The sequence below is a fragment of the Vibrio splendidus genome (assembly GCF_002873455.1).
In the GTDB taxonomy this organism is placed as follows: Bacteria; Pseudomonadota; Gammaproteobacteria; order Enterobacterales; family Vibrionaceae; genus Vibrio; species Vibrio splendidus_J.
The window spans coordinates 17440-41778 of record NZ_MCUN01000052.1; the positions used below are offsets into that span (position 1 = coordinate 17440).

Here is a 24339-nt window from a genome sequence, read left to right on the forward strand (position 1 = left end):
TCCGGCCCTAAACAGTGAGAGCTGCTCTTACATCGGATATCTTACTAGCATCAGTTACTGGGATCTGATAATCATCAATATCATCACTGCCCATTTGAGCGCTTGAATTGCTTTCCATTAAGCTCGGTCTTGTCGATTTACCTGAAAGGTGAAGTGCGGGTACTTGGGTAGCGCTTTGAATCATTTTGGCATTCGCAGCGTTGACGCCAGCCCCCGCCATGATATCGATTCTGCCATTGGCTTGTTTGACCATTGCCGCTAATACATCGATGCCTTGCTCAGCATTAACAGCAAGCCCTGATGTTAGGATTCTTTCGCATCCAAGTGTGATGACCTGTTCTAATGTGGTTTGGTAATTAGAGCTTTGATCAATGGCTCTGTGGAACGTAATTCCAAGCTTTAATGAGTTCGCTTTGTCAGCCAGTAGCTGCATTTTTGGCATATCAATAGTTCCGTTAGGCGCTAACACACCAAGTACGACTCCATTCAATCCTGCGCTTGCACAAGCTTCAATATCTTCGAGCATACAGAGCACATCATCATCATCAAAAATGAAGTCACCTTGTCTTGGTCGTATCATAGCGTAGACAGGAACGGGAGAAATTTTTGCCGCTTGCTTCATCATTCCGAAGCTTGGAGTTAACCCTCCCAGTGCTAAAGAAGAGCAAAGCTCAATTCGATTTGCGCCGCCAGACAGCGCGTTGTGTAGAGATTCTAAGTTATCGATACAGACTTCAATTTCGATGTTCATCATGTTTATCCGTTTAAAAAGATACTGATGAAATCATAGCAACCTAGATACGGATATGAATAGGTGGTAGCAGAGGAAAATAGGGGTAAAGTTTGTTTTTGTAACTACCTCAATTAAGTGATTCTGAGGGAGACTAGCGGAAATGAAAGGCCGTCGAATAGATATGAAAAAGCCCGAAGCGTTAACTTCGGGCTTTTAATAGGACTTTACTTCTTAACTGATTGGCGGTGCGCTTTGCGCTATTAGCTTATGCTTTATTTCTCTTTATAGAGAGTCTTCCAACCATTAACCCGCGTTGAGTTCGGGCTTAAGAGGTAATTACTTGCTTAGGTCGTCAGCGTGCTCAGATAGGAATGCTGCAACACCTTGTGGAGATGCGTCCATACCTGATTTACCTTCTTCCCATTGTGCAGGACAAACTTCACCGTTCTTCTCGTGGAAGTTTAGTGCGTCTACCATGCGTAGCATTTCGTCGATGTTACGACCTAGTGGAAGATCGTTAACTACTTGGTGACGTACAAGACCGTCAGCGTCGATTAGGAAAGAACCACGGAAAGCAACGCCTGCTTCTGGGTGCTCAACATCGTATGCTTTGCAGATCTCGTGCTTAACGTCAGCAATTAGAGGGTATTTAACTTGACCGATACCGCCATCAGCGATAGCAGTGTTACGCCATGCGTTGTGAGAGAATTGTGAATCGATAGAAACACCGATTACTTCAACGCCTTTAGCTTGGAAATCTTCTAGACGGTTGTCGAAAGCAATTAGCTCTGAAGGACAAACGAAAGTGAAGTCTAGTGGGTAGAAGAAAACTACCGCTTTCTTACCTTTAGTGAATTCTGCGAAGTTGAAGTTATCAACAATCTCGCCGTTACCTAGAACAGCTGCTGCAGTAAAGTCAGGGGCTTGACGACCTACTAGTACCATTTGGAATCTCCTAAAAAATTAGTTGGCCCAACACATCTTTGTTTGGGCTCCGTTTCTACGGGACAAACTATAGTACAATCGGTACTATAGAAAAAAGCGAATTAAATAGATTAAGTTAATCGAAAAAAGCGATAAGCTTATTCTTTGCTCAGTCCTTAGGTCTGCTGACCTTTGCCCAACTTATCCTACTCATATTACAAAGTAATTTCATGAATAAATGGCCAAGTCTTAAGCAACTTTATTATCTCGTTACTCTTCACGAAACACGCCATTTTAGCGATGCTGCTGATCGCTGTTTCGTCAGCCAATCCACGCTAAGTAAAGGTATTCAAAATCTCGAAGAGCTTATCGGTTGTCCTCTCTATGAGAAGAAAGATAAAAAGAGCCCATTAGTATTTACGCAAGCGGGTGAACTAGTGGTTAAGCACGGACGAGAGCTACTGGCGAAAGGACAAGATCTGGTTGAGCTCGGAAATTTATGTAACGGGGATGCGATGCAAGGTCAGCTACGAGTAGGGTGTATTCCTACCATAGCGCCATTTCTGCTGTGCGATTTAGTACAAGAAGTGAACCAACGCTTTCCACAGCTAAATTTGCTGTTACGTGAAGATACAACAACTAACTTATTAGCAGCGCTGCGTCATGGTGAGTTGGATGTTTTGATTTTGGCTTTGCCTGTCGATATCGACAACATGGAGAGCCAAGTTGTTGGGCAAGACCCATTCAGAATGGTGATCAGTCGTAATCAAGCCGATGGTATTCGTGTTCCGATTAAATACGATGACTTGCCAGATGAGTCTGTATTTTTGTTGGAGAACGAGCACTGCTTAACCGAGCACGCGGTATCAGCGTGTAAGCTAACCGACAAAGAGAAGATAAACCCGTTCACCGCCACAAGCCTCCACACATTGGTACAAATGGTGGCCAATGGTTTAGGAACTACCTTTATTCCACAAATGGCGATCGATCATGGTTTGCTGGAAAATCAAAACCTAGTGGTTATTGATCCTCCAGGTCAGCAAGCGTACCGAGATATAGGCCTGGTTTGGCGACCAAGCTCATCTCGTCTAGAGACATTCCATCAACTTGCGGATGTGGTTTCTGAGTTGCTTTAAAAATTTAGAACATCAAACAAAAAGAGCGGCCATTTTTGCTGCTCTATTTGTTTGTTCATTTGAGAAGAAAAACGCCACAAACTGTGGCGTTGGAAATTTATTTACAGCGTTAAATTTTGAAAAAACTCAGTAAGTCTTTTTGTTTCACTGCTAATGAAGATAGCTCTTCACTCGCTTGCTTGCTTTGTTCAATTCCTGAGACATTTTGGTGAACGATATCAAAGGTCAAAGAAACATTTTGTGAAATGTCCTGTGTGACTCCAGATTGTTCTTCAGATGCTGTTGCTACTTGTGTATTCATATCTGAAATCAGGCCAACAGACTCCGTAATTGATGCAAATGCCGTTCTAAGCTGCTCACTATAATTACGAGATTCGACGGCTAGGGAAAGGTTAGATTGCATGAACTGGTTGGCATCTTTCGCTTGCGCTTGAAGTCGAGAGATTATCTCTTGAATGTCGACAGTTGATTGTTGTGTTTTAGCGGCCAGAGAACGAACTTCATCAGCAACGACAGCAAAGCCTCGCCCTTGCTCACCAGCTCTAGCGGCCTCAATGGCGGCGTTGAGTGCTAACAAGTTAGTTTGCTCGGAGATGGAGTTGATCACTTCAATAACCGTGCCGATCTCTACCGAGTACTCTTGTAGTTGATTGACGATATTTGATGTCTCTTCGATTGAATCTTCAACCTTGCGAGATATATCATCTGAGGCATCGAGTGAAACCCCTCCTTCTTTGACATTGGAAGTTGCACCAGTTGCTGCGTTCTCAGCACTAGCTGCATTATGGCTAACCTCATTCGCCGTACTAGAAAGCTCATTGATGGCCGTTGCGATTTGCTCCATTTGACTCAGTTCTTGTTGAGCGTTCCCTTCTGTTTGACTCATCACGGCCGTTAGCTCGACTGAAGCCGCTGAAACATTATCTGAAATTTGATGGAAGCCATCGATGATACGGCGTAGTTCTTGGCGCATCTCTAAAATGTTTGCGTATATACCCGTTTCTTTACCTGTAATTGGAATCTGCTTTGAAAGGTCACCGGAAGCAACTTCTTCTACAATCGCTTGAATGTCGCTAGGCTCTCCCCCTACAACTTTCCAGACGCTACGGTAAATCGAAATTGCAATACCAAGGGCAATGGCGATAACAACGATTGAAAGCGCTCCCAAGATAAATTGAGCATTTGAAAATCGCTCAACCATGCTTGGACCAACAGAGTCTTGTTTTGACTTGGTAGACAGTTTTATTTCTTCAATTGTTTTTGCTGCATTGCTACCAGCAATATCAAGGGTCCCAGAAACGATACTGTTTCGTTCATTTATTGTGTTAACGACTTTTGAAAATGTAGTGCTATAGGTTTTAAAGGCGTTATTGAAATCAGTTAAATACTGAATTTGCTGTGTTGACATTAACTGAGACTCAATGGTTTCTGCGAGTAATTCAGCTGACGCAAACTCTTTTTCAGCTCGTTGAGCATCTTCTGTTTTGTTACTAGTCAGAAATTTAGAAGCATACAGTCGAGACAACAATACATGTTGCTGAAGTTGTCCTGAACTGACAGCAACCTCTAAATCTTCCTCAGTAGAAGCTTGGTTCATCAGGTTAGTTACTGCTTTTCGCATGTTTAAACCTGATGGGTCTAAATCTTCTTTGACTAAGTTGTTCCTAGTGTTTACCAGTTGAACAACTTTTTTGAATCCTTGGCTGTATTGCTTAAGCTGTTTCTCTATCGCTAAAAATTCATTTTTATGTTGGTCGTCAACATGAGAGTTCAACACACTTTCGACCAATTGAATTGATGTCGTGATACGTTTATCTAACTCTGATGCATGAGATGGACCAGGGTTCTTTATGTATTTTAACGCAGATAAACGAGCTTCCAATATATTGGCTTGAATTCGTCCAGTAGATACACTCGTGAGTGCGAGAGAACGGTAGGTATTGAATCCATCACTTGATTGATAAAAGCGTAATGAAGCAACGATTGAAATAACTAAGATCAGCGCGAGAATCACGCCAAAACCTAAGGACAGCAATTTCTTTAAACTCATAAATATCATTCCTAATGAAGCAGCTTGTTTTCATTTCTAACAAATTCTTACATTATTCCAACGAGAAATATATCAATAAATCCAATTGGAGCCTTACATTCTCATATATAAAAATAATAAGTGAGGGCGGTTTATTAAGAGGCTTAAACATTGGAACTAGTCTCAAAAAAGAAATGAGGGATGTAGCGAGTTTCACAATGAATATGTGATAGTTGAACGTGTAAAGAGCCTTGGTTTGAAAGGCTCTAGGAGTGAAGAGGATAGAACAACGTTGATTAACTTTCAGCTTCTTCTGGTTCTACCTCTTCTTGTAGTTCTAGTAAATTAATCGCTATCGTGACGAAATCACTGTCAGTGATAATGCCCACTAACTCATGACTGTCTACGACAGGTAAACAACCCACTTTGTGTTTCTGCATATAAATAGCCGACTCTTTTAATCCAGCTCGTGGCTCTACCGACATAACACTTTTGTGCATGATGTCATTCAGTGGTGTAGCAAGAGTAAATGATTGAGCTTGGGGTATGTTTTGTAGGCTAGATTCTTGAGCTGCAAGAACGTCTCGTTGTGTGACAACGCCTAATAAATTTCTGTCGGCATCAACCACTGGAATGTGGCGGATATCAAGCGCTTCCATCATGTGTTTAGCATCAGCCAGTGAATGTGAGCGCAATAGAGTATGAGGGTTGCGAGTCATCATATCTTCAACCTTGATCATACGAACCTCCTTATTTTTTATTTGTTGCTATTACTATAGTTTTTTATCTAAAACATAACTGAGAGCTAACGCATTTATGGGCGAGTTTTATGCAACTAATTCTCGAAATTAAAGAGTCTAATCGGTAGCATTATTTTACGCCTCTTTACAATAATCCGTTGTCGTAAACCTTGCTATTGCGGCTCGTGTGCCTATACTAGCCCACTGCGAAATTTTTAGTCGCGCCAGTGATCCACTTACGGTAACTATTTCCTTGCTGTAACGGTTTATTAGCGGCCGCGATTTATGATTCGTCAACGACACAAATCTCATCAACTAAGACAAGACTAGACACATGCAAGTTTCAGATTTTCACTTTGACCTACCAGATGAACTCATTGCTCGTTACCCTCAAGAGGAGCGTACAGCAAGCCGCCTGCTTAAATTAGATGGCAACAGCGGTAACCTAGCTGATGGTTCGTTTAAAGACGTTTTAGACTTGGTTGAGCCAGGCGATCTTGTCGTTTTCAATAACACTCGAGTTATTCCTGCTCGTGTATTCGGTCGCAAGGCATCAGGCGGTAAGCTTGAAGTGCTAGTGGAGCGAATGCTCGATGAAAAAAGTATTCTAGCGCATGTTCGTTGTTCTAAGTCACCTAAGCCGGGCACTAAGCTATTCCTTGGTGAAAACGATGAATATGAAGCTGAAATGGTGACGCGTCATGATGCGTTATTTGAAATCCATTTCACCTCCGATCAAAGCGTTTTAGAGATTCTTAACAGTGTGGGTCACATGCCACTGCCTCCTTACATCGACCGCCCTGATGAAGATGCAGATAAAGAGCGTTACCAGACTGTCTATAATGAAAAACCAGGTGCCGTTGCTGCGCCAACAGCGGGTCTTCACTTTGATGATAAGCTGATGGCTGACATGAAGGCAAAAGGTGTCGAGTTTGCTTATGTGACACTTCACGTAGGTGCGGGCACATTCCAACCGGTAAAAGTAGATAATATCAATGATCACCACATGCATGCTGAGTACGTTGAAGTACCACAAGAAGTGGTTGATGCCGTTGCTGCAGCGAAAGCGCGTGGCGGACGTATTATCGCCGTTGGTACCACCTCTGTACGTTCATTAGAAAGTGCAGCTCAAGATGCCTTAAAAAAAGGCACTGAGTTAGTTCCTTTCTTTGGTGATACAGAAATCTTCATCTTCCCTGGTTATGAATACCAGTTGGTGGATTGCTTGATTACCAATTTCCACTTACCAGAATCAACACTGATCATGTTGGTGAGTGCATTTGCTGGTTATGACAATGTGATGGGCGCATACGATCACGCAGTGAAGAGCGAATATCGTTTCTTCAGCTACGGTGATGCGATGTTCATCAACAAGAAAACCAACTAATTTAAGCTGGTTATAAACGATATAAGCAGAATTTACGGGTGCTAGCAGTAAGCTAGGAGTCGGGCAGGGTGTCTGTCTAATCTCTCGCAAGGAATACGCGACCGCTCCTCATAGAACTTGCTAGATTGAACTTATATTTAGCTTAAGGTTCTGAATTATCAGTCAGATTGTTTCTCTGGCATATTGGAGGCTTCGTGAAATTAAAATACGAACTTAAAAAAACAAACAGCGGCGCACGTCGTGGTCAACTTCAGTTTGAACGTGGTAGCGTTGAAACACCAGCATTCATGCCAGTAGGTACTTACGGTACGGTTAAAGGCATGACTCCTGAAGAAGTGAAAGACACAGGTGCTGAAATCCTGCTAGGCAACACGTTCCACTTGTGGTTACGTCCTGGTCAAGAAATCATGAAACTACACGGTGACTTGCACGATTTCATGAACTGGAAAGGACCTATCCTGACTGATTCAGGCGGTTTCCAAGTATTCAGCCTAGGTGCGACGCGTAAAATCACTGAAGAGGGTGTTCACTTCCGTAACCCTGTAAACGGTGACAAGATCTTCATGGACGCTGAAAAGTCGATGGAAATCCAAAAGGATCTAGGTTCAGACATCGTAATGATCTTTGACGAATGTACGCCTTACCCTGCGACGCATAAAGAAGCTAAAGACTCAATGGAGATGTCTCTTCGTTGGGCTCAGCGTTCACGCAATCACTTTGACAAGCAAGAAAACCCGAACTCACTATTCGGTATCGTTCAAGGTGGCGTATACGAAGACCTTCGTGACGTATCCGTTAAAGGCCTAACAGAAATTGGTTTTGACGGTTACGCTGTTGGCGGCCTAGCAGTAGGCGAACCAAAAGAAGACATGCACCGTATTCTTGAGCATACATGTCCTCAACTGCCTGAAGATAAACCACGTTACCTAATGGGCGTAGGTAAACCTGAAGATTTGGTTGAAGGTGTTCGTCGCGGTATCGACATGTTTGACTGTGTAATGCCAACGCGAAATGCACGTAACGGCCACCTGTTTGTCACTGAAGGTGTGATCAAGATCCGTAATGCGAAGCATAAAACGGATACAACACCACTAGATTCAGATTGTGACTGTTACACTTGTAAGAACTACAGCAAGTCATACTTACACCATTTGGATCGTTGTAATGAAATCCTAGGTGCTCGACTGAACACTATTCATAACTTGCGTTTTTACCAACGAATTATGTCAGACATTCGTCAATCTATTGATGAAGACCGTTTTGAAGAGTTCGTTGCAGAGTTCTACGCAAGAATGGGGCGTGAAGTGCCACCACTAGGTAAAGAATCTTAGTATTTCTTTTTTGCGAGCCCTATCTCTCTTCCGAGTGATGGGGCTTGAAAATAAAGGGATGCGACCCAATTAGACAAACAATTACTAAAATATAATAGAGGATGTTTTAAATGTTTATTTCTCAAGCTCACGCAGCAGCAGAAGGTGCACCAGCAGGCGGCGGTTTCGAAATGCTTATCATGCTAGGTATGTTCGCTGTGATCTTCTACTTCATGATCTACCGTCCACAAGCTAAGCGCGTAAAAGAGCATAAGAGCCTTATGTCTTCTATGGGTAAAGGCGATGAAGTTCTAACAAGCGGCGGTCTAATCGGTAAAATTACTAAGATTGCAGAAGACAGCGACTACGTTGCTATCGAACTGAACGCAAATAACGAAGTAGTTATCAAGAAAGACTTCGTTACAGCAGTGCTACCAAAAGGTACTCTGAAATCACTATAAACAGCTAGAGGATCCTCGCTGTGCTAAACCGTTATCCGTTATGGAAGTATTTGATGGTGGTGTTTGCCATCGCTATCGCCGCGTTGTACGCACTTCCGAATATATACGGTGAAGATCCGGCAGTTCAAGTTACAGGGGCGCGTGGCGCCTCTGTAGATCTGTCTACGCTGGATGCTGTCACCAATGCTCTTGAAGCAGAAAACCTTTCTACTAAATCCGTTGCTCTCGAAAACGGTTCTATTCTTGTTCGCTTTAACGATACAGACACGCAAATTAGTGCCCGTGATATCATCACAGAAGCACTAAGTGATGACGTTATCGTTGCTTTGAATCTAGCGCCTTCAACTCCAGATTGGCTTGAATCTATTGGTGCTGCACCAATGAAACTGGGTCTTGATCTACGTGGTGGTGTTCACTTCTTAATGGAAGTGGATATGGATGCTGCGATGCAAAAGCTAGTTGGCCAACAAGAAGAAGCTTTCCGTAGTGAACTTCGTGAAGAAAAAATTCGTTACCGTGCTATTCGCCCATCGGGTAAAGATGCCGTTGAAGTAATTCTACGTAACGAAGAGCAGCTTGCTGAAGCGAAATCGCTACTGCAATCTAAGCACCAAGATATGACGTTCGTAGATTCAGAATCTAATGGTCGTTTCTCTTTGGTTGCTCGTTTTACAGACGCTCGCCTTCAAGAAATCCGTAACTACGCAGTAGAGCAAAACATTACCATTCTACGTAACCGTGTTAACGAACTTGGTGTTGCTGAGCCTTTGGTTCAACGTCAAGGTGCTAGCCGTATCGTAGTGGAATTGCCTGGTGTTCAAGATACGGCGCGCGCTAAAGAAATTCTTGGTGCAACGGCGACGCTTGAGTTCCGTGAAGTTGATAGTAGTGCTGACTTAGCCGCTGCCGCTTCTGGTCGTGCCCCTGCGGGTAGCGAAATCAAGCAAGACCGTGATGGTCGCCCTGTGGTACTTAAGAAGCGCGTTATTCTAGGCGGTTCAAGTATTACTGATGCAAGCTCAAGTGTTGATGAATATGGTCGTCCACAAGTTAACATCTCGCTAGATAGCGAAGGTGGTAGCAAGATGTCTACGTTCTCTCGTCAGAATATCGGTAAGCTTATGGCTACGGTATTTGCAGAGTACAAAGACAGTGGTCGTAAAACACCAGAAGGTCGAGTGATCTTAAGTAAGCACGAAGAAGTGATCAACCAAGCGACGATTCAATCTGCGCTTGGCCGTAACTTCCGTATTACGGGTATCGACTCAACGGCTGAAGCTCATAACTTGGCACTTTTACTACGTGCTGGTGCATTGATTGCACCTATCTCGATTGTAGAAGAGCGTACGATTGGTCCATCTATGGGTCAACAAAACATCGATATGGGTATCATGGCGATGGTTTGGGGTATGGCTGCTGTAATGTTGTTTACTCTGCTTTACTACCGTACTTTCGGTTTGATTGCGAACGTTGCTCTGATGGCTAACTTGGTGTTGATTATCGGTGTTATGTCGATGATTCCGGGGGCTACTATGACTCTGCCAGGTATTGCCGGTATCGTATTGACGGTTGGTATGGCGGTTGATGCCAACGTACTTATCTTTGAGCGTATACGTGAAGAACTTCGAGATGGACGTAGTCCACAACAAGCGATTCACCAAGGTTATGCGAACGCATTTAGCACCATCGCCGATGCCAATATCACCACACTACTGACAGCAATTATTCTATTTGCTGTAGGTACAGGTGCAATTAAAGGCTTCGCGGTAACGCTGTCTATCGGTATCTTAACTTCAATGTTTACAGCTATTGTCGGAACACGTTGTATCGTGAACCTGATGTATGGCGGCAAACGCGTTAAGAAACTGTCGATCTAAGGCTAGGAATTAATATGTTTCAGATTCTAAAAGCAGAAAAAATGATCGACTTTATGCGTTGGTCAAAGGTTGCCTTTTTATTCTCAATCTTGATGATTGGTACTGCCATCTTTACCTTAACAACGAAATCGTTGAATTGGGGTCTAGATTTTACCGGTGGTACTCTGATTGAAGTGGGTTTTGAGCAACCAGCAAACCTACCTGATATCCGTAGTGCACTAGAAGCGGAAGGTTTCGGTGATGCAACGGTACAGAACTTTGGTTCTGCACGTGAGGTAATGGTTCGTTTACGTCCACGTGACGGTGTTGCTGGCGAAACGCTTGGTAACCAGATCCTGTCTGCAATTAAAGATGGCACTGGTGAGCAAGTTGAGATGCGTCGTATCGAGTTCGTTGGCCCTAATGTAGGTGACGAGCTAACAGAAGCGGGTGGCCTTGCTATCCTTGTTTCTCTGATCTGTATCTTGATCTATGTGTCAGTGCGATTCGAATGGCGTTTGGCGGCAGGTGCGGTACTAGCACTGGCGCACGACGTTATCATCACTCTAGGTGTGTTCTCTCTAATGCAAATTGAGGTAGATCTTACTATCGTAGCAGCCTTGCTAACGGTAGTCGGTTACTCCCTCAACGATACCATAGTAGTATTTGACCGTATTCGTGAGAACTTCCGTAAGATGCGTAAAGGTGAAGCTCCTGAAGTACTGAACAGCTCAATCACACAAACATTGAGCCGTACACTGATTACTTCTGGTACAACGTTATTCGTAGTTATCGCGCTGTTCGCTCAGGGCGGTGCTATGATTCACGGCTTCGCGACTGCACTTCTATTGGGTATTACCGTTGGTACTTATTCTTCTATCTACGTTGCCTCTGCACTCGCTATGAAGTTGGGTATTACGCGTGAACACCTAATGCCACCACAAGTGGATAAAGAAGGTGAAGAGTTTGACGAAATGCCTTAGGCCTTGGCTTAACAATTTTCGCTGAACCAAAAAAACCGCTAGGCAACTAGCGGTTTTTTTACGTCTGTATTCTGTCGATAAGCTCTACGCAACTTATTGGCGAATTGCGTTGTGCTCATCGCAACTAACCGCCATCTTGCTCGTATCGCAGATACAAAAAAGCCCCGCAATAGCGAGGCTTTGAAAATCTTCTGCTCTTAACTAAAGAGCATTAACGTAAGGTCTGAATTACTTCAGCATACCTTCGTTAGAGTTCTCACGAACGTGCTTAAGAATAGACTTAACACCACGTGCGCTTGAAGCAACAACATTACCAGACGTCATGTAATCAGTACCGCCAGCAAAGTCAGTCATGATAGCGCCAGCTTCACGAGCGATTAGATCGCCAGCTGCTAGATCCCATGGCTTAAGGCCTAGTTCTAGGTAGCCGTCAACACGGCCAGCCGCTAGGTAACATAGGTCAAGTGCTGGAGAGCCAGTACGACGGAAGTCCGCACAATCAACGAATAGACCAGAGATGATCTTCATGAAAGATTCAGAGTGTTGTTTTTGCTTGAATGGGAAACCAGTCGCTAGAACAGTACCTTGAAGGTCTTTAAGTTGAGTAACACGCATACGAGCGTTGTTAAGTTGAGCGCCAGAGCCACGTTGAGCTGTGAATAGCTCGTTTAGCATTGGGTCATAAACACAAGCAACTTCTGTACGACCGTTCATACGAACAGCAATAGATACAGAGAAGTGAGGGAAACCTTTTACAAAGTTGTTGGTGCCATCTAGTGGGTCAACGATCCATTGTACGTCAGAATCTTTACCTTCAGTTAGGCCTGACTCTTCAGAAATAATGCTGTGCTCTGGGTAAGATGATTTGATTGTCTCAATAATCATGTACTCAGCTTCTTGAGCAATGTTAGTAACGTAATCGTTGTTACCTTTTAGAGACGATTCGATCTTATCAGTTGTTTCTAGAGATTTAGCAATATGGTTGCCAGCTTTACGCGCAGCGCGTATCGCAATGTTTAGCATTGGATGCATATGGTTTTTCCCACAAGATGTTAAAGAACAATTTAAAGCGGCGGCGAGTATACCAAAGTTTCCCCAAAATGGAAGTGGTTATTTTTTGAACTCTTAGTTTCACATTCCGAGAAGGGTCTGACCATTTTACTTTGCTATGTGTTAATATCTCGCGATTATTTTTAAAGTGGTGTCATATAGCATGTTAGACAATGTAAAAGTCGTTCTGGTTGGTACGTCTCATTCAGGGAATATCGGATCAGCAGCTCGCGCAATGAAAGTGATGGGTTTGAGTCAATTAGTTCTTGTAGACCCTCAATGTGAAGTTGACGAGCAGACCTTAGCACTGGCTGCGGGTGCAGGTGACATCGCAGAAAACGCGACCATTGTGTCTACACTGGATGAAGCAGTAAAAGACTGTGGTTTGGTGGTCGGCTCAAGTGCTCGTTCAAGAACACTTGAATGGCCAATGCTTGAGCCTCGTGAGTGCGGACAAAAGTTTGCAATTGAAGGTCAAAAGCACCCAGTCGCATTAGTCTTTGGTCGTGAACGTACGGGGCTAACGAACGATGAGCTTCAGAAGTGTCATTTCCACGTATGTATCCCCGCTAACCCAGAGTACAGCTCATTAAATCTAGCGATGGCAGTACAGACACTGAGCTATGAAGTTCGCGTGGCACACCTTGATATGGTGGCTAGCCAGTACCAGCCGCAGCAACAAGATGACTACCCTCGTCACGAAGAACTAGAAATGTTCTATGAACACCTTGAAAAAGTGATCATTGATACCCAATTTATCTCTAAGGATAAGCCGGGTCAGGTGATGAACAAGCTACGTCGTTTATTCAGCCGAGCTCGTCCTGAACTGCAAGAGATCAATACTCTACGTGGTATTTTGACTTCAATTGAGAAGATCAAAAACGACAAATAAAATCCACCCTACTTGTAGGGATGAATACCTGACTAAAATAGTCAACTAAATACTTGACCAATTTAGTCGGGTATGGGAAGATTCCAACCACATAAACAATGTGGATACGGTGTGATATGAAACTTACATCTAAAGGAAGATATGCGGTAACAGCTATGCTAGATGTAGCACTGCATTCGCAAAAGAGCCCAGTTCCTCTGGCTGACATTTCAGAGCGACAAGGCATCTCGTTATCTTACTTAGAGCAACTATTTTCTAAGTTACGTAAGGCTGGCTTAGTTGCTAGTGTTCGTGGTCCTGGCGGTGGTTACCGTCTAGGTGCTGAAGCGAGCGACATCGCTGTCGGAACTGTGATTGCTGCAGTAGACGAATCAGTTGATGCAACTAAGTGTCACGGTCGAGCAGATTGCCAAGGTGGCAGTCGTTGTTTAACTCACACTTTATGGCGTGATTTAAGCTCCCGAATCAGCAGCTTCTTAAACGACATTACGCTCGGTGAGTTAATGAAAGATAACGAAGTTTTACAGATTTCTGATCGTCAAGATATCGATCTTGCGGTTAATAATAGTTTTGCACATAAAAATACGAGCACTACAACGATTAGTGCAGCACCTCACGGTGTTAATGCCCGCTCTTAGCGGTCAGTTTTTACATTGGAGTAGAAAATGAAACTGCCTATTTACTTTGACTATTCAGCTACATGCCCAGTCGATCCACGTGTTGCTGAAAAAATGGTTCAGTGTATGACGATGGACGGTAACTTCGGTAACCCTGCATCTCGTTCACACCGTTACGGCTGGCAGGCAGAAGAATCAGTAGATAATGCTCGTGAGCAAATTGCCGATCTACTAAATGCAGACCCACGTGAGATTGTTTTCACGTCAGGTGCTACTGAGTCAGACAACCTTGCTATCAAAGGTGCAGCGCACTTTTACGAGAAGAAAGGTAAGCACGTAATCACGTGTAAAACAGAACATAAAGCGGTTCTTGATCCATGTCGCCAATTAGAGCGTGAAGGTTTTGAGGTGACTTACCTTGAACCTGAATCTAACGGCATCATCGATCTAGACAAGCTACAGGCAGCAATGCGTGAAGATACTGTTCTTGTTTCTATCATGCACGTAAACAACGAGATTGGTGTGATCCAAGATATCTCTGCAATCGGCGAATTATGTCGTTCATGCAAGATCATCTTCCACGTTGATGCGGCTCAGTCTGCGGGCAGAATCCCACTAGATGTAAAAGAGATGAAAGTTGACCTTATCTCTCTTTCTGCGCACAAAGCATACGGCCCTAAAGGCATCGGCGCTTTGTACGTTCGTCGTAAGCCACGTATTCGCCTAGAAGCGCAAATGCATGGTGGCGGTCATGAACGTGGTTTCCGTTCTGGTACGCTTGCTACTCACCAAATCGTGGGTATGGGCGAAGCATTTGCTATCGCTAAACAAGACATGCAGAAAGATTACGATCACGCACTAGCTCTTCGTGAACGCCTACTTAAAGGTGTTCAAGATCTAGAAGCAGTAACCGTAAACGGCGACTTAGACCAACGTGTACCACACAACCTAAACGTGAGCTTTGCTTTCGTTGAAGGTGAGTCTCTGCTTATGTCTTTAAAAGACCTAGCAGTATCATCAGGTTCTGCATGTACATCAGCAAGCCTAGAGCCTTCATACGTTTTACGTGCTCTTGGTTTGAACGATGAACTGGCACACAGCTCAGTACGTTTCTCATTCGGCCGTTTTACAACGGAAGAAGAAATCGACTACGCGATTGCTCAAATCCGCGTGGCGGTAAACAAATTACGCGACATGTCTCCTCTATGGGATATGTATAAAGAAGGGATTGATTTGAACACTGTTGAGTGGGCTCATCACTAATCTCACGGAAATAGAGGATTCGAGGTAACTATCATGGCATATAGCGAAAAAGTAATTGATCACTACGAAAACCCACGTAACGTAGGTTCGTTTGATAAAGAAGACCCAAGTGTAGGTAGCGGTATGGTTGGCGCACCAGCTTGTGGTGACGTGATGAAACTGCAAATCAAAGTATCTGCAGAAGGTATTATTGAAGACGCAAAATTCAAGACTTACGGTTGCGGTAGCGCAATCGCTTCTAGCTCACTAGTAACTGAGTGGGTTAAAGGTAAAAGTATTGATGAAGCGGCTGCAATCAAAAACTCTGAAATCGCAGAAGAGCTTGAGTTGCCACCAGTGAAAGTTCACTGTTCAATTCTTGCTGAAGATGCAATCAAAGCAGCGGTTGCAGATTACAAAAAGAAGCACTAATCGCTTCAATACCGTAATCACTACGAAAGATAAGTAATATTTGGGAGCACCCTTTGTGCTCCCCCTGAGTTCTCAATTTATATAAAACACAAGGTTGTAGTATGGCCATCACCATGACAGATACGGCAGCAAGCCGAGTTCAAGCTTTCCTAGATAACCGTGGTAAAGGTCTCGGATTACGCTTAGCAGTAAAAACTACTGGCTGTTCGGGTATGGCGTATGTACTAGAGTTCGTTGACGAGCTTAACGAAGAAGACGAAGTGTTTGAGCATTCAGGTGTTAAGGTCATCATTGATCCAAAGAGTTTAGTATACCTAGATGGTACTGAGCTTGATTATGTAAAAGAAGGCCTAAACGAAGGTTTTGAATTCAACAACCCTAACGCGAAAGGCGAATGTGGTTGTGGTGAGAGCTTCAATGTTTAAACGCTTGAATCGTTAAGCGTTGTAAGCGAAGAATAAAATTAGGCTCTGAACAAAGAGCCTAAACTTAGGACCACCTTTACATGAATCATTTCGAATTATTTGGGCTACCACTTCAGTTTCAACTGGATGGTAGCCTTCTTTCTTCTCAGTTTAGAGATCTGCAACGCCAATTCCATCCTGATAAATTTGCGATAGCTTCTGAGCGTGATCGCTTATTAGCTGTGCAAAAAGCGGCACAAATCAATGATGCGTATCAGGTATTGAAGAATCCAATCAGCCGAGCAGAATACCTGTTAGTTCAACACGGTGAAGACATTCGTGGCGAACAACAAACCATGCAAGATCCGATGTTCCTGATGGAGCAGATGGAATTGCGTGAAGAGCTGGAAGACATCGCAGACAGTTCTGACCCTGAAGATGCGCTATTTGCATTTGAAGGCAAGGTTAGCAAAATGTATAAACAACAATTAAGCGCTATCCAACAAGAACTCGAAAGTGAAGCTTGGTTAGAAGCTGCAGACCGAGTAAGAAAGCTTAAGTTTATTGCAAAATTAAAGAATGAAATCGAATTAGTTGAAGATCGTTTGATCGGCTAGTTTGTATAACAAGGATACCTCCATGGCACTACTTCAGATTGCAGAACCAGGGCAAAGCGCCGCTCCTCACCAGCATAAGCTTGCTGTGGGTATTGATTTAGGTACAACAAACTCGTTGGTTGCTGCAGTACGCAGTGGCGAGGCGAGCACACTCGTTGATCAACAAGGTCGAAGTATTCTTCCTTCCGTTGTTCACTATACGACAGATTCGTACACTACTGGTGATGAAGCTCGTGCTAACGCGCAGACTGATCCTAAAAATACCATTATCTCAGTTAAGCGATTAATCGGTCGCTCACTGTCAGATATTCAACAGCGATACCCGTCTCTGCCATATCAGTTTGAAGAAAGTGATAATGGTTTGCCTGTGATTAGCACAGAGCAAGGTAACAAGAACCCAATTCAAGTATCAGCAGATATTCTGCGAGCGCTAGGTCAACGTGCTGAAACAACACTAGGTGGCGAGCTAGCTGGTGCTGTTATTACCGTTCCTGCGTACTTTGATGATGCACAGCGCGCGGGTACGAAAGATGCGGCGCAACTTGCTGGTCTTCACGTGTTACGTCTTCTTAATGAACCTACGGCCGCTGCGATTGCTTACGGTCTGGATTCAGGTAAAGAAGGGGTAATCGCTGTTTATGATTTAGGTGGTGGTACGTTTGATATCTCTATCCTACGCCTGTCTAAAGGTGTCTTCGAAGTTTTAGCAACGGGTGGTGACTCTGCATTAGGCGGCGATGACTTTGACCATTTAGTTGCGGAGCATTTCCTAGAAAAAATGGGCTTAGCAGAGCTCACAGCAGAACAAAACCGTATTCTTTTAGACGCTGCAACTGAAGCTAAAATTGGTTTGTCTGAAGCTGAAAGTGTTGATGTTGAAGTACTGGGTTGGTCTGGTTCGTTAACTCGTGAAGAGTTCGAAGAGATCATCAAGCCGCTGGTTAAGAAAACGCTACTTTCATGTCGTCGTGCATTGAAAGATGCTGAAGTTGACGCAGACGAAGTTCTAGAAGTGGTTATGGTTGGCGGTTCAACTCGCACCTTGCTTGTTCGTGAAATGGTGGGTGGCTTCTTTGGTCGTACTCCATTAACTAGCATTAACCCTGATGAAGTGGTTGCGATTGGAGCGTCGATTCAAGCGGATATCTTAGTCGGCAACAAGCCTGACTCTGAGATGCTGCTATTGGATGTTATCCCTCTGTCACTTGGTATCGAAACCATGGGTGGTTTAGTAGAAAAGATCATCCCTCGTAACACCACGATCCCTGTTGCTCGCGCACAAGAATTTACCACGTTCAAAGACGGTCAAACTGCAATGACAGTACACACAGTGCAAGGCGAGCGTGAAATGGTCGACGACTGTCGTTCATTGGCTCGATTTGCTCTGAAAGGCATTCCACCAATGACAGCAGGTGCTGCGCATATTCGCGTAACTTACCAAGTAGATGCTGATGGCCTGCTATCGGTTACCGCGATGGAGAAGAGCACTGGCGTTCAAGCTGAAATCCAAGTTAAGCCTTCTTACGGTCTAAGTGACAACGAAGTTGCTAGTATGCTGAAAGATTCGATGACGTTTGCAAAAGAAGACATGCAAGCACGTGCTCTTGCTGAGCAACGCGTAGAAGCGGATCGCGTTATCGAAGGCCTTATTGCTGCAATGCAAGCCGACGGCGATGAGCTGCTAGATGAACAAGGCAAGCAACAACTTGTTCAAGCGATTGAAGCACTGATTGAAGTGCGCAATGGTGACAATGCTGATGCCATTGAACTCGAAATTAAGAATACCGACAAAGCGAGCCAAGACTTTGCTTCTCGTCGTATGGATAAATCAATTCGTGCTGCACTGTCAGGTCAGTCAGTCGATAATATTTAATAGTTAGAGAATAGATAAACATGCCAAAGATTATTGTTTTACCTCACGAAGATCTATGTCCAGAAGGCGCTGTTTTAGAAGCAAAAGCTGGTGAGACGGTTCTTGATGTTGCACTGAAGGCCGGTATTGGTATTGAACACGCATGTGAAAAGTCGTGTGCATGTACTACATGTCACGTTGTGATTCGTGAAGGTTTCGACTCATTAGAAGAAAGTGATGACCTAGAAGACGACATGCTTGATAAAGCATGGGGTCTAGAAATGGAATCTCGTCTTGGTTGCCAAGCTAAAGTGGCTGATACTGACCTTGTTGTTGAGATTCCAAAGTACACATTGAACCTAGCTTCTGAAGAGCACTAAGAACTCAGCTCTACTAAAACTGTTAGTAAAACTGGCATAGAATACAAATCATGAAGATGATAAATCATCGCTGATAAATATAAGGAAGTGTTATGAGCTTGAAATGGATTGATTCGCGAGATATTGCGATTGAACTATGTGATTTATACCCAGATACCGATCCTAAAACTGTACGTTTCACGGACTTGCATCAGTGGGTATTAGATCTTGAAGATTTTGATGATGAGCCTAATAACTCGAATGAGAAAATTCTAGAGGCCATTATTTTGTGCTGGATGGATGAGATGGACTAACCCTCTTGTTCTATAATTTGGCTGTTGGTTGGAATTTATCCAATATAAAATACAGCCAAGTTAACAATTCTTACTAAAAAAAGCGGACCTTATGGTCCGTTTTTTTATCAAAATGACATTTTACTCTTACATAATGCTAACATCAGTACGCTAATAAAAAATAATCTGAATCACACTCTCAAAGTGGTTCATGACAAGGAGAAATCATGTCTACACAGATGTCAGTATTTTTAAGTCAAGAAGCTGCCCAGCCTCAGTGGGGAGCAAGAGCTATTTTATCGTTTTCTGAAGCGGGAGCGACAGTTCACATTGGTGAAGGCCACGATTTAGGCGCAGTTCAACGTTCTGGACGTACGCTTGACGGACAAGGTATCGCATTCGTTTCACTTCGTGGTGAAGGTTGGGATCTAGAAAGCGTTTGGGCTTTCTACCAAGGCTACCGTGGACCAAAGAAAAAGAATGTATTGGAATGGGATGCACTTTCAGAAGCCGACCAAGCAGAGCTAGAAGCTCGCATTCGCTCTACTGATTGGACTCGTGACATTATCAACAAAACTGCTGAAGAAGTGGCACCTCGCCAATTAGCGACGATGGCTGCGGAATACATCAAGTCAGTGGCTCCTGCAGGCACAGTTAAAGCGAAAATCGTTAAAGACAAAGATCTCCTAACTGAAGGTTGGGAAGGCATCTACGCGGTAGGCCGCGGCTCTGAACGCACATCTGCAATGCTTCAACTTGACTTCAACCCAACTGGCGATGAAAACGCACCTGTGTTTGCTTGTCTAGTCGGTAAAGGTATCACTTTCGACTCAGGCGGTTACAGCATCAAGCCAGGTCAATTCATGACAGCAATGAAGGCTGACATGGGCGGCGCAGCAACTATTACGGGTGGTTTAGGTCTAGCGATTGAACGCGGCCTGAACAAGCGTATTAAGCTTATTCTATGTTGTGCAGAAAACATGATCTCTGGTCGTGCATTGAAGCTTGGCGACATCATTACCTACAAAAATGGTAAGACGGTTGAGATCATGAATACTGACGCTGAAGGCCGTTTAGTTTTAGCTGATGGCCTGATGTTCGCAAGCGCACAAAACCCAGAATTGATCATCGACTGCGCAACGCTAACTGGCGCAGCGAAGAATGCACTAGGTAACGACTACCATGCACTATTAAGCTTCGACGATGAACTGTCTCATCAAGCGCTAACGGCTGCGAACCAAGAGAAAGAAGGCCTATGGCCACTGCCTCTTGCTGATTTTCACCGTGGTATGCTGCCTTCAAACTTTGCTGATCTTTCAAATATCAGCTCTGGTGATTACACGCCAGGTGCAAGTACCGCTGCTGCATTCCTTTCTTACTTTGTAGACGACTACAAAAAAGGTTGGATTCACATGGACTGCGCGGGTACTTACCGTAAGTCATCTAGTGATAAGTGGGCTGCAGGCGCGACCGGTATGGGTGTTCGTACACTGGCTCGTCTTCTTATCGACCAAGCAAAATAATAATAAGAGTGAGCGGTATTTCGATAGCGCTCATTCATAAAGCTAAGATCGAATGATCTCAGTAATTTCAGTATTTAATAACAAAAAAATGAAGTGAAGGAATCCCTATGGCTCTAGAAAGAACGTTCTCAATTGTTAAGCCGGATGCAGTTAAGCGTAACCTTGTTGGTGAAATCTACCACCGCATTGAAAAAGCAGGCCTACAGATTATTGCTGCTAAAATGGTTTCTCTTACTGAAGCGCAAGCAAGTGGCTTCTATGCAGAACATGAAGGTAAAGAGTTCTTTGGACCACTTAAAGAGTTTATGACTTCTGGTCCTATCATGGTTCAAGTGCTTGAAGGCGAAAATGCGATCGCTCGTTACCGTGAACTAATGGGCAAAACTAACCCAGAAGAAGCGGCTTGCGGTACTATCCGTGCTGACTACGCAATCAGCATGCGTTACAACTCAGTACACGGCAGCGACAGCTCTGAGTCTGCAGCTCGCGAAATCGAATTCTTCTTCCCAGAATCTGAAATTTGCTCACGTCCAGCTAAATAAGCAGGCAACAGCAAGTATCAAAAAAAGGCTTCACTTCGGTGAGGCCTTTTTCGTTTCTGATGAGTGTTAGTGTCATTTTCGAAAGTGACGACGGAGCGTAATCATGAATCTCTGCTTGCTGTTGGAAGTTCCAGATATCTCGTTCCTCGATTCTGGAATTGTGGAGAGTTTTGGTGTCACACCCTCGTGGTAAGTATTGGCGAACTTTTAGTGATTATTTACGTCATTCCTGAGAGAGACGAAGGAGCGTAATCGGGAATCTTTTCTTTAATCTAGTTATTCTCAGACCGAACAAACCAATTGTTCAAGTTTTAATCGCTTAACTTTGAATGTCTTAATAAACACAGGGTTTTACAGCGCTTGTTGAAGTTGCGTAAAGCCTGTACAATTCGCGCCCTTAATTATTGTTCCGTCATTGAGAGGCATCATGACCACAGCTAAAGTCAATCTACTCGATTTTGATCGTAAAGGTCTTCGTAAATTTTTCACAGAAGAACTGAATGAGAAAGCGTTTCGAGCAGAGCAAGTGATGAAGTGGATTTATCACTTCGGTGTCGATGACTTCGAACAAATGAACAACATCAACAAAAAGTTACGTGAGAAACTACTGCACCGCTGTGAGATTGTTGCACCTATCGTTTCTGAAGCTCAGCACTCTGCGGATGGCACTATTAAATGGGCGATGAGCGTTGGCGACCAAGACGTTGAAACGGTATACATCCCAGATGGTGACCGTGCAACGCTATGTGTCTCTTCACAGGTTGGTTGTGCACTAGAATGTAAATTCTGCTCTACGGCTCAACAAGGTTTCAACCGTAACCTAAAAGTTTCAGAGATCGTTGGCCAAATCTGGCGCGCTGCACGTGAAATCGGTTTAGAAAAAGAAACGGGTCGTCGTCCAATAACTAACGTCGTAATGATGGGTATGGGTGAGCCTCTGCTTAACATGAAGAATCTAATTCCTTCATTAGAGCTGATGCTGGATGATCTAGGTTTCTCGCTGTCTAAGCGTCGTGTGACAGTATCAACATCTGGTGTTGTTTCTGGTCTTGATCAGATGACAGACAACATCGATGTAGCTCTGGCGATTTCTCTACACGCACCAAACGATGCATTACGTAGCCAAATTATGCCAATCAACGACCGTTGGGATATCCAAGATTTCCTAGCATCGGTTCGTCGTTACATTGCTTCTTCAAATGCTAACCGCGGTAAAGTAACGGTTGAGTACGTTCTATTGGATCATGTGAATGATGACATGGACCACGCTCGTGAACTTGCTGAGCTAATGAAAGATACGCCTTGTAAGATCAACTTGATTCCATTCAACCCGTACCCAGGTTCGCCTTATAAGAAGCCAAGCAACTCTCGTATTGATCGCTTCCAAAAAACGCTGATGGAATACAACTACACAGTAACGGTTCGTAAAACACGTGGCGATGATATTGATGCCGCATGTGGTCAGTTGGTGGGTGATGTCATTGATAGAACCAAGCGTACTAAAATGCTGAAAGCCGCCTCTGAAGCTAACTTAATCGCAGGTGATGTGATTCAAGTAAAAGCGGTTTAAATACCATTTAGATCTAAACAAGCCAGAAGGATTCCTTCTGGCTTGTTGCTTTTCTGGAAGGTGAATTTCCAAAAATTGGATTTTTTCCCCACGCTTTCTTACATTTTTCGTTAAATTTTGGACAAAACCATGAGCTGACGGTAAATTTTGTCGAAAGTGTTTTTGCCTTGTAATGGCATTAGCTTATGATTAAATAATCTTAAATTAATTTAAGTGCTCGCTTGTTACCCGATAATCGTCAATGTGTCTATTTAGGTTGGCTACTTGATAAACTAGCTTCCTGAGAAAGTCGCTCACCAACAGTGTGTGGTTTTCTACTTTAAGGGTTGATGAACCGGGTGATAGGAAAAATTCCACATAGTAGGTTGTAAGATTGAGCTTAAACGAAAACAAAAAATGCTCTCATCAACCTGCGATAATACTTTAGAAGTTCACTCTCTATGAACACAGAACACGAAACACAAACGAAAGAAACTGCCGCTCCAGCAATTGAAGCGGGAACGCTGCTCAAAAATAAACGAGAATCTCTTGGTTTAACACAAAAGCAGATCTCTGATCGCTTGAAGTTGCGCATTACACTTATCCAACAAATTGAAGAAAATCAATTCGAGTCAGATCAGGTTGCCACTTTTATGCGTGGTTACATTCGTTCATATGCGAAATACGTTAATCTTGATGAAAAAGCCGTGTTGAACGCGCTTCATCATTCTGGTGATGCTCAACATCAAGAACAAGAAATGTTGAGCTTCTCTCGTAAGACTAAAACCGAGAAGCACAACAGCCGTATTATGATCCTTACTTGGAGCATCTTTGCTGTGATTGCGGGTATCTCCTCTCTTTGGTGGTGGCAGAATCAACAGCAAGACACCTTATCTCAGTCTTTGGCCAATACTGAAAGCTCGGAAGAACTAGTGGTAGAAGAGTCGCTTGATCCTGAGCTGACTTCATTAGAAGTGATTGAAGCAGAGCAAAACACAGAAACATCTCCTGTTACTGAAAATTCTAATGAACTTACTGAAGTGAGTTCAGCTGAAGATTCAGTAACTCTTGACCCTGTTGAAGTTATGGAAGAAGCACCAGAAGCACCAGAAGCAGCAGACGTTGCTTCGGTTACTGCGGAACAAGAGACTGTTGCACCCAAAGCTGTGGCTAATGAGCTAGTGATGCAGTTCTCTGCTGATTGCTGGATCCAAGTGAAAGATGCTTCGGGTAAAACGTTATCTACCGGTATTAAAAAAGCAGGTCAGACATTAAATCTTTCTGGAACTGCACCATATAAAGTGATTCTGGGTGCGCCTGAAGGCGTATCGATGACATTTGCAAGTGAACCTGTCGACCTTTCTGGGTATACTTCAGGCAAAGTAGCTAGAATAACCTTACCTTAGAG

Annotated in this window: 24 protein-coding genes; 19 read left to right on the forward strand and 5 right to left on the reverse strand. The window is 43.7% G+C overall.

The window, feature by feature from the left end:
* Positions 1–7 precede the first annotated feature (7 nt).
* Positions 8–751 carry a copper homeostasis protein CutC gene (locus BCU75_RS21275; protein ID WP_102475012.1) on the reverse strand — a complete coding sequence of 248 codons (744 nt, stop codon included), beginning with the start codon at positions 749–751 and terminating at the stop codon, positions 8–10.
* A gap of 318 nt (positions 752–1069) precedes the next feature.
* Positions 1070–1678 (reverse strand): peroxiredoxin C, encoded by a 609-nt coding sequence (locus tag BCU75_RS21280; RefSeq protein WP_009848275.1) that lies wholly within the window; start codon positions 1676–1678, stop codon positions 1070–1072.
* A gap of 209 nt (positions 1679–1887) precedes the next feature.
* Here BCU75_RS21280 and BCU75_RS21285 point away from each other — a divergent pair, with 209 nt between their 5' ends.
* Positions 1888–2793, forward strand: a complete 906-nt coding sequence (locus BCU75_RS21285; RefSeq protein WP_016767129.1) for a hydrogen peroxide-inducible genes activator — start codon at positions 1888–1890, stop codon at positions 2791–2793.
* Between the two features lie 109 nt (positions 2794–2902).
* On the opposite strand, the gene BCU75_RS21290 is transcribed toward BCU75_RS21285, so the two are convergent.
* Both BCU75_RS21290 and BCU75_RS21300 read right to left on the reverse strand, forming a co-directional pair.
* The gene (locus BCU75_RS21290) at positions 2903–4843 is read right to left on the reverse strand and encodes a HAMP domain-containing methyl-accepting chemotaxis protein (protein WP_102475013.1); all 1941 of its coding nucleotides are present in this window, start codon (positions 4841–4843) and stop codon (positions 2903–2905) included.
* Positions 4844–5118: 275 nt separating this feature from the next.
* Positions 5119–5562, reverse strand: a complete 444-nt coding sequence (locus BCU75_RS21300) for a CBS domain-containing protein (RefSeq protein WP_102475015.1) — start codon at positions 5560–5562, stop codon at positions 5119–5121.
* Positions 5563–5896: 334 nt separating this feature from the next.
* Between BCU75_RS21300 and queA the strand changes: the two genes are divergently transcribed.
* From queA to secF, 5 genes are all read left to right on the forward strand, one after another.
* Complete coding sequence (queA, locus tag BCU75_RS21305) at positions 5897–6949, forward strand: tRNA preQ1(34) S-adenosylmethionine ribosyltransferase-isomerase QueA (protein WP_102475016.1); 1053 nt, start codon at positions 5897–5899, stop codon at positions 6947–6949.
* A gap of 194 nt (positions 6950–7143) precedes the next feature.
* A complete protein-coding gene (gene tgt / locus BCU75_RS21310) occupies positions 7144–8280 on the forward strand; it encodes a tRNA guanosine(34) transglycosylase Tgt (RefSeq protein ID WP_004735086.1) in 1137 nt (378 codons plus the stop codon).
* A gap of 110 nt (positions 8281–8390) precedes the next feature.
* On the forward strand, positions 8391–8720 hold the full coding sequence (yajC, locus tag BCU75_RS21315; protein WP_009848281.1) for a preprotein translocase subunit YajC: 330 nt from the start codon (positions 8391–8393) through the stop codon (positions 8718–8720).
* 20 nt (positions 8721–8740) lie between these two features.
* Positions 8741–10597, forward strand: coding sequence for a protein translocase subunit SecD (secD, locus tag BCU75_RS21320; RefSeq protein ID WP_102475017.1), 1857 nt, complete (start codon positions 8741–8743; stop codon positions 10595–10597).
* 14 nt (positions 10598–10611) lie between these two features.
* Positions 10612–11559 (forward strand): protein translocase subunit SecF, encoded by a 948-nt coding sequence (gene secF / locus BCU75_RS21325; RefSeq protein ID WP_004735089.1) that lies wholly within the window; start codon positions 10612–10614, stop codon positions 11557–11559.
* 228 nt (positions 11560–11787) lie between these two features.
* On the opposite strand, the gene suhB is transcribed toward secF, so the two are convergent.
* A complete protein-coding gene (gene suhB, locus BCU75_RS21330; protein ID WP_004735090.1) occupies positions 11788–12591 on the reverse strand; it encodes an inositol-1-monophosphatase in 804 nt (267 codons plus the stop codon).
* Between the two features lie 181 nt (positions 12592–12772).
* Here suhB and trmJ point away from each other — a divergent pair, with 181 nt between their 5' ends.
* From trmJ to rodZ, 13 genes are all read left to right on the forward strand, one after another.
* Positions 12773–13501 carry a tRNA (cytosine(32)/uridine(32)-2'-O)-methyltransferase TrmJ gene (gene trmJ / locus BCU75_RS21335; protein ID WP_102465221.1) on the forward strand — a complete coding sequence of 243 codons (729 nt, stop codon included), beginning with the start codon at positions 12773–12775 and terminating at the stop codon, positions 13499–13501.
* Positions 13502–13617: 116 nt separating this feature from the next.
* Positions 13618–14139 (forward strand): Fe-S cluster assembly transcriptional regulator IscR, encoded by a 522-nt coding sequence (gene iscR / locus BCU75_RS21340; protein WP_102475018.1) that lies wholly within the window; start codon positions 13618–13620, stop codon positions 14137–14139.
* Between the two features lie 27 nt (positions 14140–14166).
* Positions 14167–15381 carry an IscS subfamily cysteine desulfurase gene (locus BCU75_RS21345; RefSeq protein WP_102475019.1) on the forward strand — a complete coding sequence of 405 codons (1215 nt, stop codon included), beginning with the start codon at positions 14167–14169 and terminating at the stop codon, positions 15379–15381.
* Between the two features lie 33 nt (positions 15382–15414).
* Positions 15415–15792 carry a Fe-S cluster assembly scaffold IscU gene (gene iscU / locus BCU75_RS21350; protein ID WP_004735094.1) on the forward strand — a complete coding sequence of 126 codons (378 nt, stop codon included), beginning with the start codon at positions 15415–15417 and terminating at the stop codon, positions 15790–15792.
* A 101-nt stretch (positions 15793–15893) separates the two neighbouring features.
* Entirely contained in the window at positions 15894–16217 is a 324-nt protein-coding gene (iscA, locus tag BCU75_RS21355) for an iron-sulfur cluster assembly protein IscA (RefSeq protein WP_004735095.1), read from the forward strand.
* An 80-nt stretch (positions 16218–16297) separates the two neighbouring features.
* Positions 16298–16813, forward strand: coding sequence for a co-chaperone HscB (gene hscB, locus BCU75_RS21360; RefSeq protein WP_009848288.1), 516 nt, complete (start codon positions 16298–16300; stop codon positions 16811–16813).
* A 22-nt stretch (positions 16814–16835) separates the two neighbouring features.
* Complete coding sequence (hscA, locus tag BCU75_RS21365; protein WP_102475020.1) at positions 16836–18686, forward strand: Fe-S protein assembly chaperone HscA; 1851 nt, start codon at positions 16836–16838, stop codon at positions 18684–18686.
* Positions 18687–18706: 20 nt separating this feature from the next.
* Positions 18707–19045, forward strand: coding sequence for an ISC system 2Fe-2S type ferredoxin (fdx, locus tag BCU75_RS21370; RefSeq protein WP_076644811.1), 339 nt, complete (start codon positions 18707–18709; stop codon positions 19043–19045).
* 92 nt (positions 19046–19137) lie between these two features.
* The gene (iscX, locus tag BCU75_RS21375) at positions 19138–19338 is read left to right on the forward strand and encodes a Fe-S cluster assembly protein IscX (protein ID WP_076677795.1); all 201 of its coding nucleotides are present in this window, start codon (positions 19138–19140) and stop codon (positions 19336–19338) included.
* Positions 19339–19544: 206 nt separating this feature from the next.
* Complete coding sequence (gene pepB / locus BCU75_RS21380; protein WP_102475021.1) at positions 19545–20840, forward strand: aminopeptidase PepB; 1296 nt, start codon at positions 19545–19547, stop codon at positions 20838–20840.
* Positions 20841–20947: 107 nt separating this feature from the next.
* On the forward strand, positions 20948–21382 hold the full coding sequence (gene ndk / locus BCU75_RS21385) for a nucleoside-diphosphate kinase (protein WP_102475022.1): 435 nt from the start codon (positions 20948–20950) through the stop codon (positions 21380–21382).
* Positions 21383–21809: 427 nt separating this feature from the next.
* On the forward strand, positions 21810–22952 hold the full coding sequence (locus BCU75_RS21390; protein ID WP_009848292.1) for a bifunctional tRNA (adenosine(37)-C2)-methyltransferase TrmG/ribosomal RNA large subunit methyltransferase RlmN: 1143 nt from the start codon (positions 21810–21812) through the stop codon (positions 22950–22952).
* Positions 22953–23392: 440 nt separating this feature from the next.
* A complete protein-coding gene (gene rodZ, locus BCU75_RS21395; RefSeq protein ID WP_102475023.1) occupies positions 23393–24337 on the forward strand; it encodes a cytoskeleton protein RodZ in 945 nt (314 codons plus the stop codon).
* The last annotated feature ends 2 nt before the right edge of the window (positions 24338–24339 follow it).

Bases quoted from the DNA above. Each gene is read 5' to 3' on its own strand.
- hscA (WP_102475020.1), top strand. From the start codon at position 16,836: ATGGCACTACTTCAGATTGCAGAACCAGGGCAAAGCGCCGCTCCTCAC.
- fdx (WP_076644811.1), top strand. From the start codon at position 18,707: ATGCCAAAGATTATTGTTTTACCTCACGAAGATCTATGTCCAGAAGGC.
- BCU75_RS21345 (WP_102475019.1), top strand. From the start codon at position 14,167: ATGAAACTGCCTATTTACTTTGACTATTCAGCTACATGCCCAGTCGAT.
- hscB (WP_009848288.1), top strand. From the start codon at position 16,298: ATGAATCATTTCGAATTATTTGGGCTACCACTTCAGTTTCAACTGGAT.
- suhB (WP_004735090.1), bottom strand. From the start codon at position 12,591: ATGCATCCAATGCTAAACATTGCGATACGCGCTGCGCGTAAAGCTGGC.
- BCU75_RS21390 (WP_009848292.1), top strand. From the start codon at position 21,810: ATGACCACAGCTAAAGTCAATCTACTCGATTTTGATCGTAAAGGTCTT.
- yajC (WP_009848281.1), top strand. From the start codon at position 8,391: ATGTTTATTTCTCAAGCTCACGCAGCAGCAGAAGGTGCACCAGCAGGC.
- BCU75_RS21285 (WP_016767129.1), top strand. From the start codon at position 1,888: ATGAATAAATGGCCAAGTCTTAAGCAACTTTATTATCTCGTTACTCTT.
- BCU75_RS21275 (WP_102475012.1), bottom strand. From the start codon at position 751: ATGAACATCGAAATTGAAGTCTGTATCGATAACTTAGAATCTCTACAC.
- trmJ (WP_102465221.1), top strand. From the start codon at position 12,773: ATGTTAGACAATGTAAAAGTCGTTCTGGTTGGTACGTCTCATTCAGGG.
- rodZ (WP_102475023.1), top strand. From the start codon at position 23,393: ATGAACACAGAACACGAAACACAAACGAAAGAAACTGCCGCTCCAGCA.
- BCU75_RS21280 (WP_009848275.1), bottom strand. From the start codon at position 1,678: ATGGTACTAGTAGGTCGTCAAGCCCCTGACTTTACTGCAGCAGCTGTT.
- iscR (WP_102475018.1), top strand. From the start codon at position 13,618: ATGAAACTTACATCTAAAGGAAGATATGCGGTAACAGCTATGCTAGAT.
- iscX (WP_076677795.1), top strand. From the start codon at position 19,138: ATGAGCTTGAAATGGATTGATTCGCGAGATATTGCGATTGAACTATGT.
- pepB (WP_102475021.1), top strand. From the start codon at position 19,545: ATGTCTACACAGATGTCAGTATTTTTAAGTCAAGAAGCTGCCCAGCCT.
- iscA (WP_004735095.1), top strand. From the start codon at position 15,894: ATGGCCATCACCATGACAGATACGGCAGCAAGCCGAGTTCAAGCTTTC.
- iscU (WP_004735094.1), top strand. From the start codon at position 15,415: ATGGCATATAGCGAAAAAGTAATTGATCACTACGAAAACCCACGTAAC.
- BCU75_RS21300 (WP_102475015.1), bottom strand. From the start codon at position 5,562: ATGATCAAGGTTGAAGATATGATGACTCGCAACCCTCATACTCTATTG.
- secF (WP_004735089.1), top strand. From the start codon at position 10,612: ATGTTTCAGATTCTAAAAGCAGAAAAAATGATCGACTTTATGCGTTGG.
- BCU75_RS21290 (WP_102475013.1), bottom strand. From the start codon at position 4,843: ATGAGTTTAAAGAAATTGCTGTCCTTAGGTTTTGGCGTGATTCTCGCG.
- queA (WP_102475016.1), top strand. From the start codon at position 5,897: ATGCAAGTTTCAGATTTTCACTTTGACCTACCAGATGAACTCATTGCT.
- ndk (WP_102475022.1), top strand. From the start codon at position 20,948: ATGGCTCTAGAAAGAACGTTCTCAATTGTTAAGCCGGATGCAGTTAAG.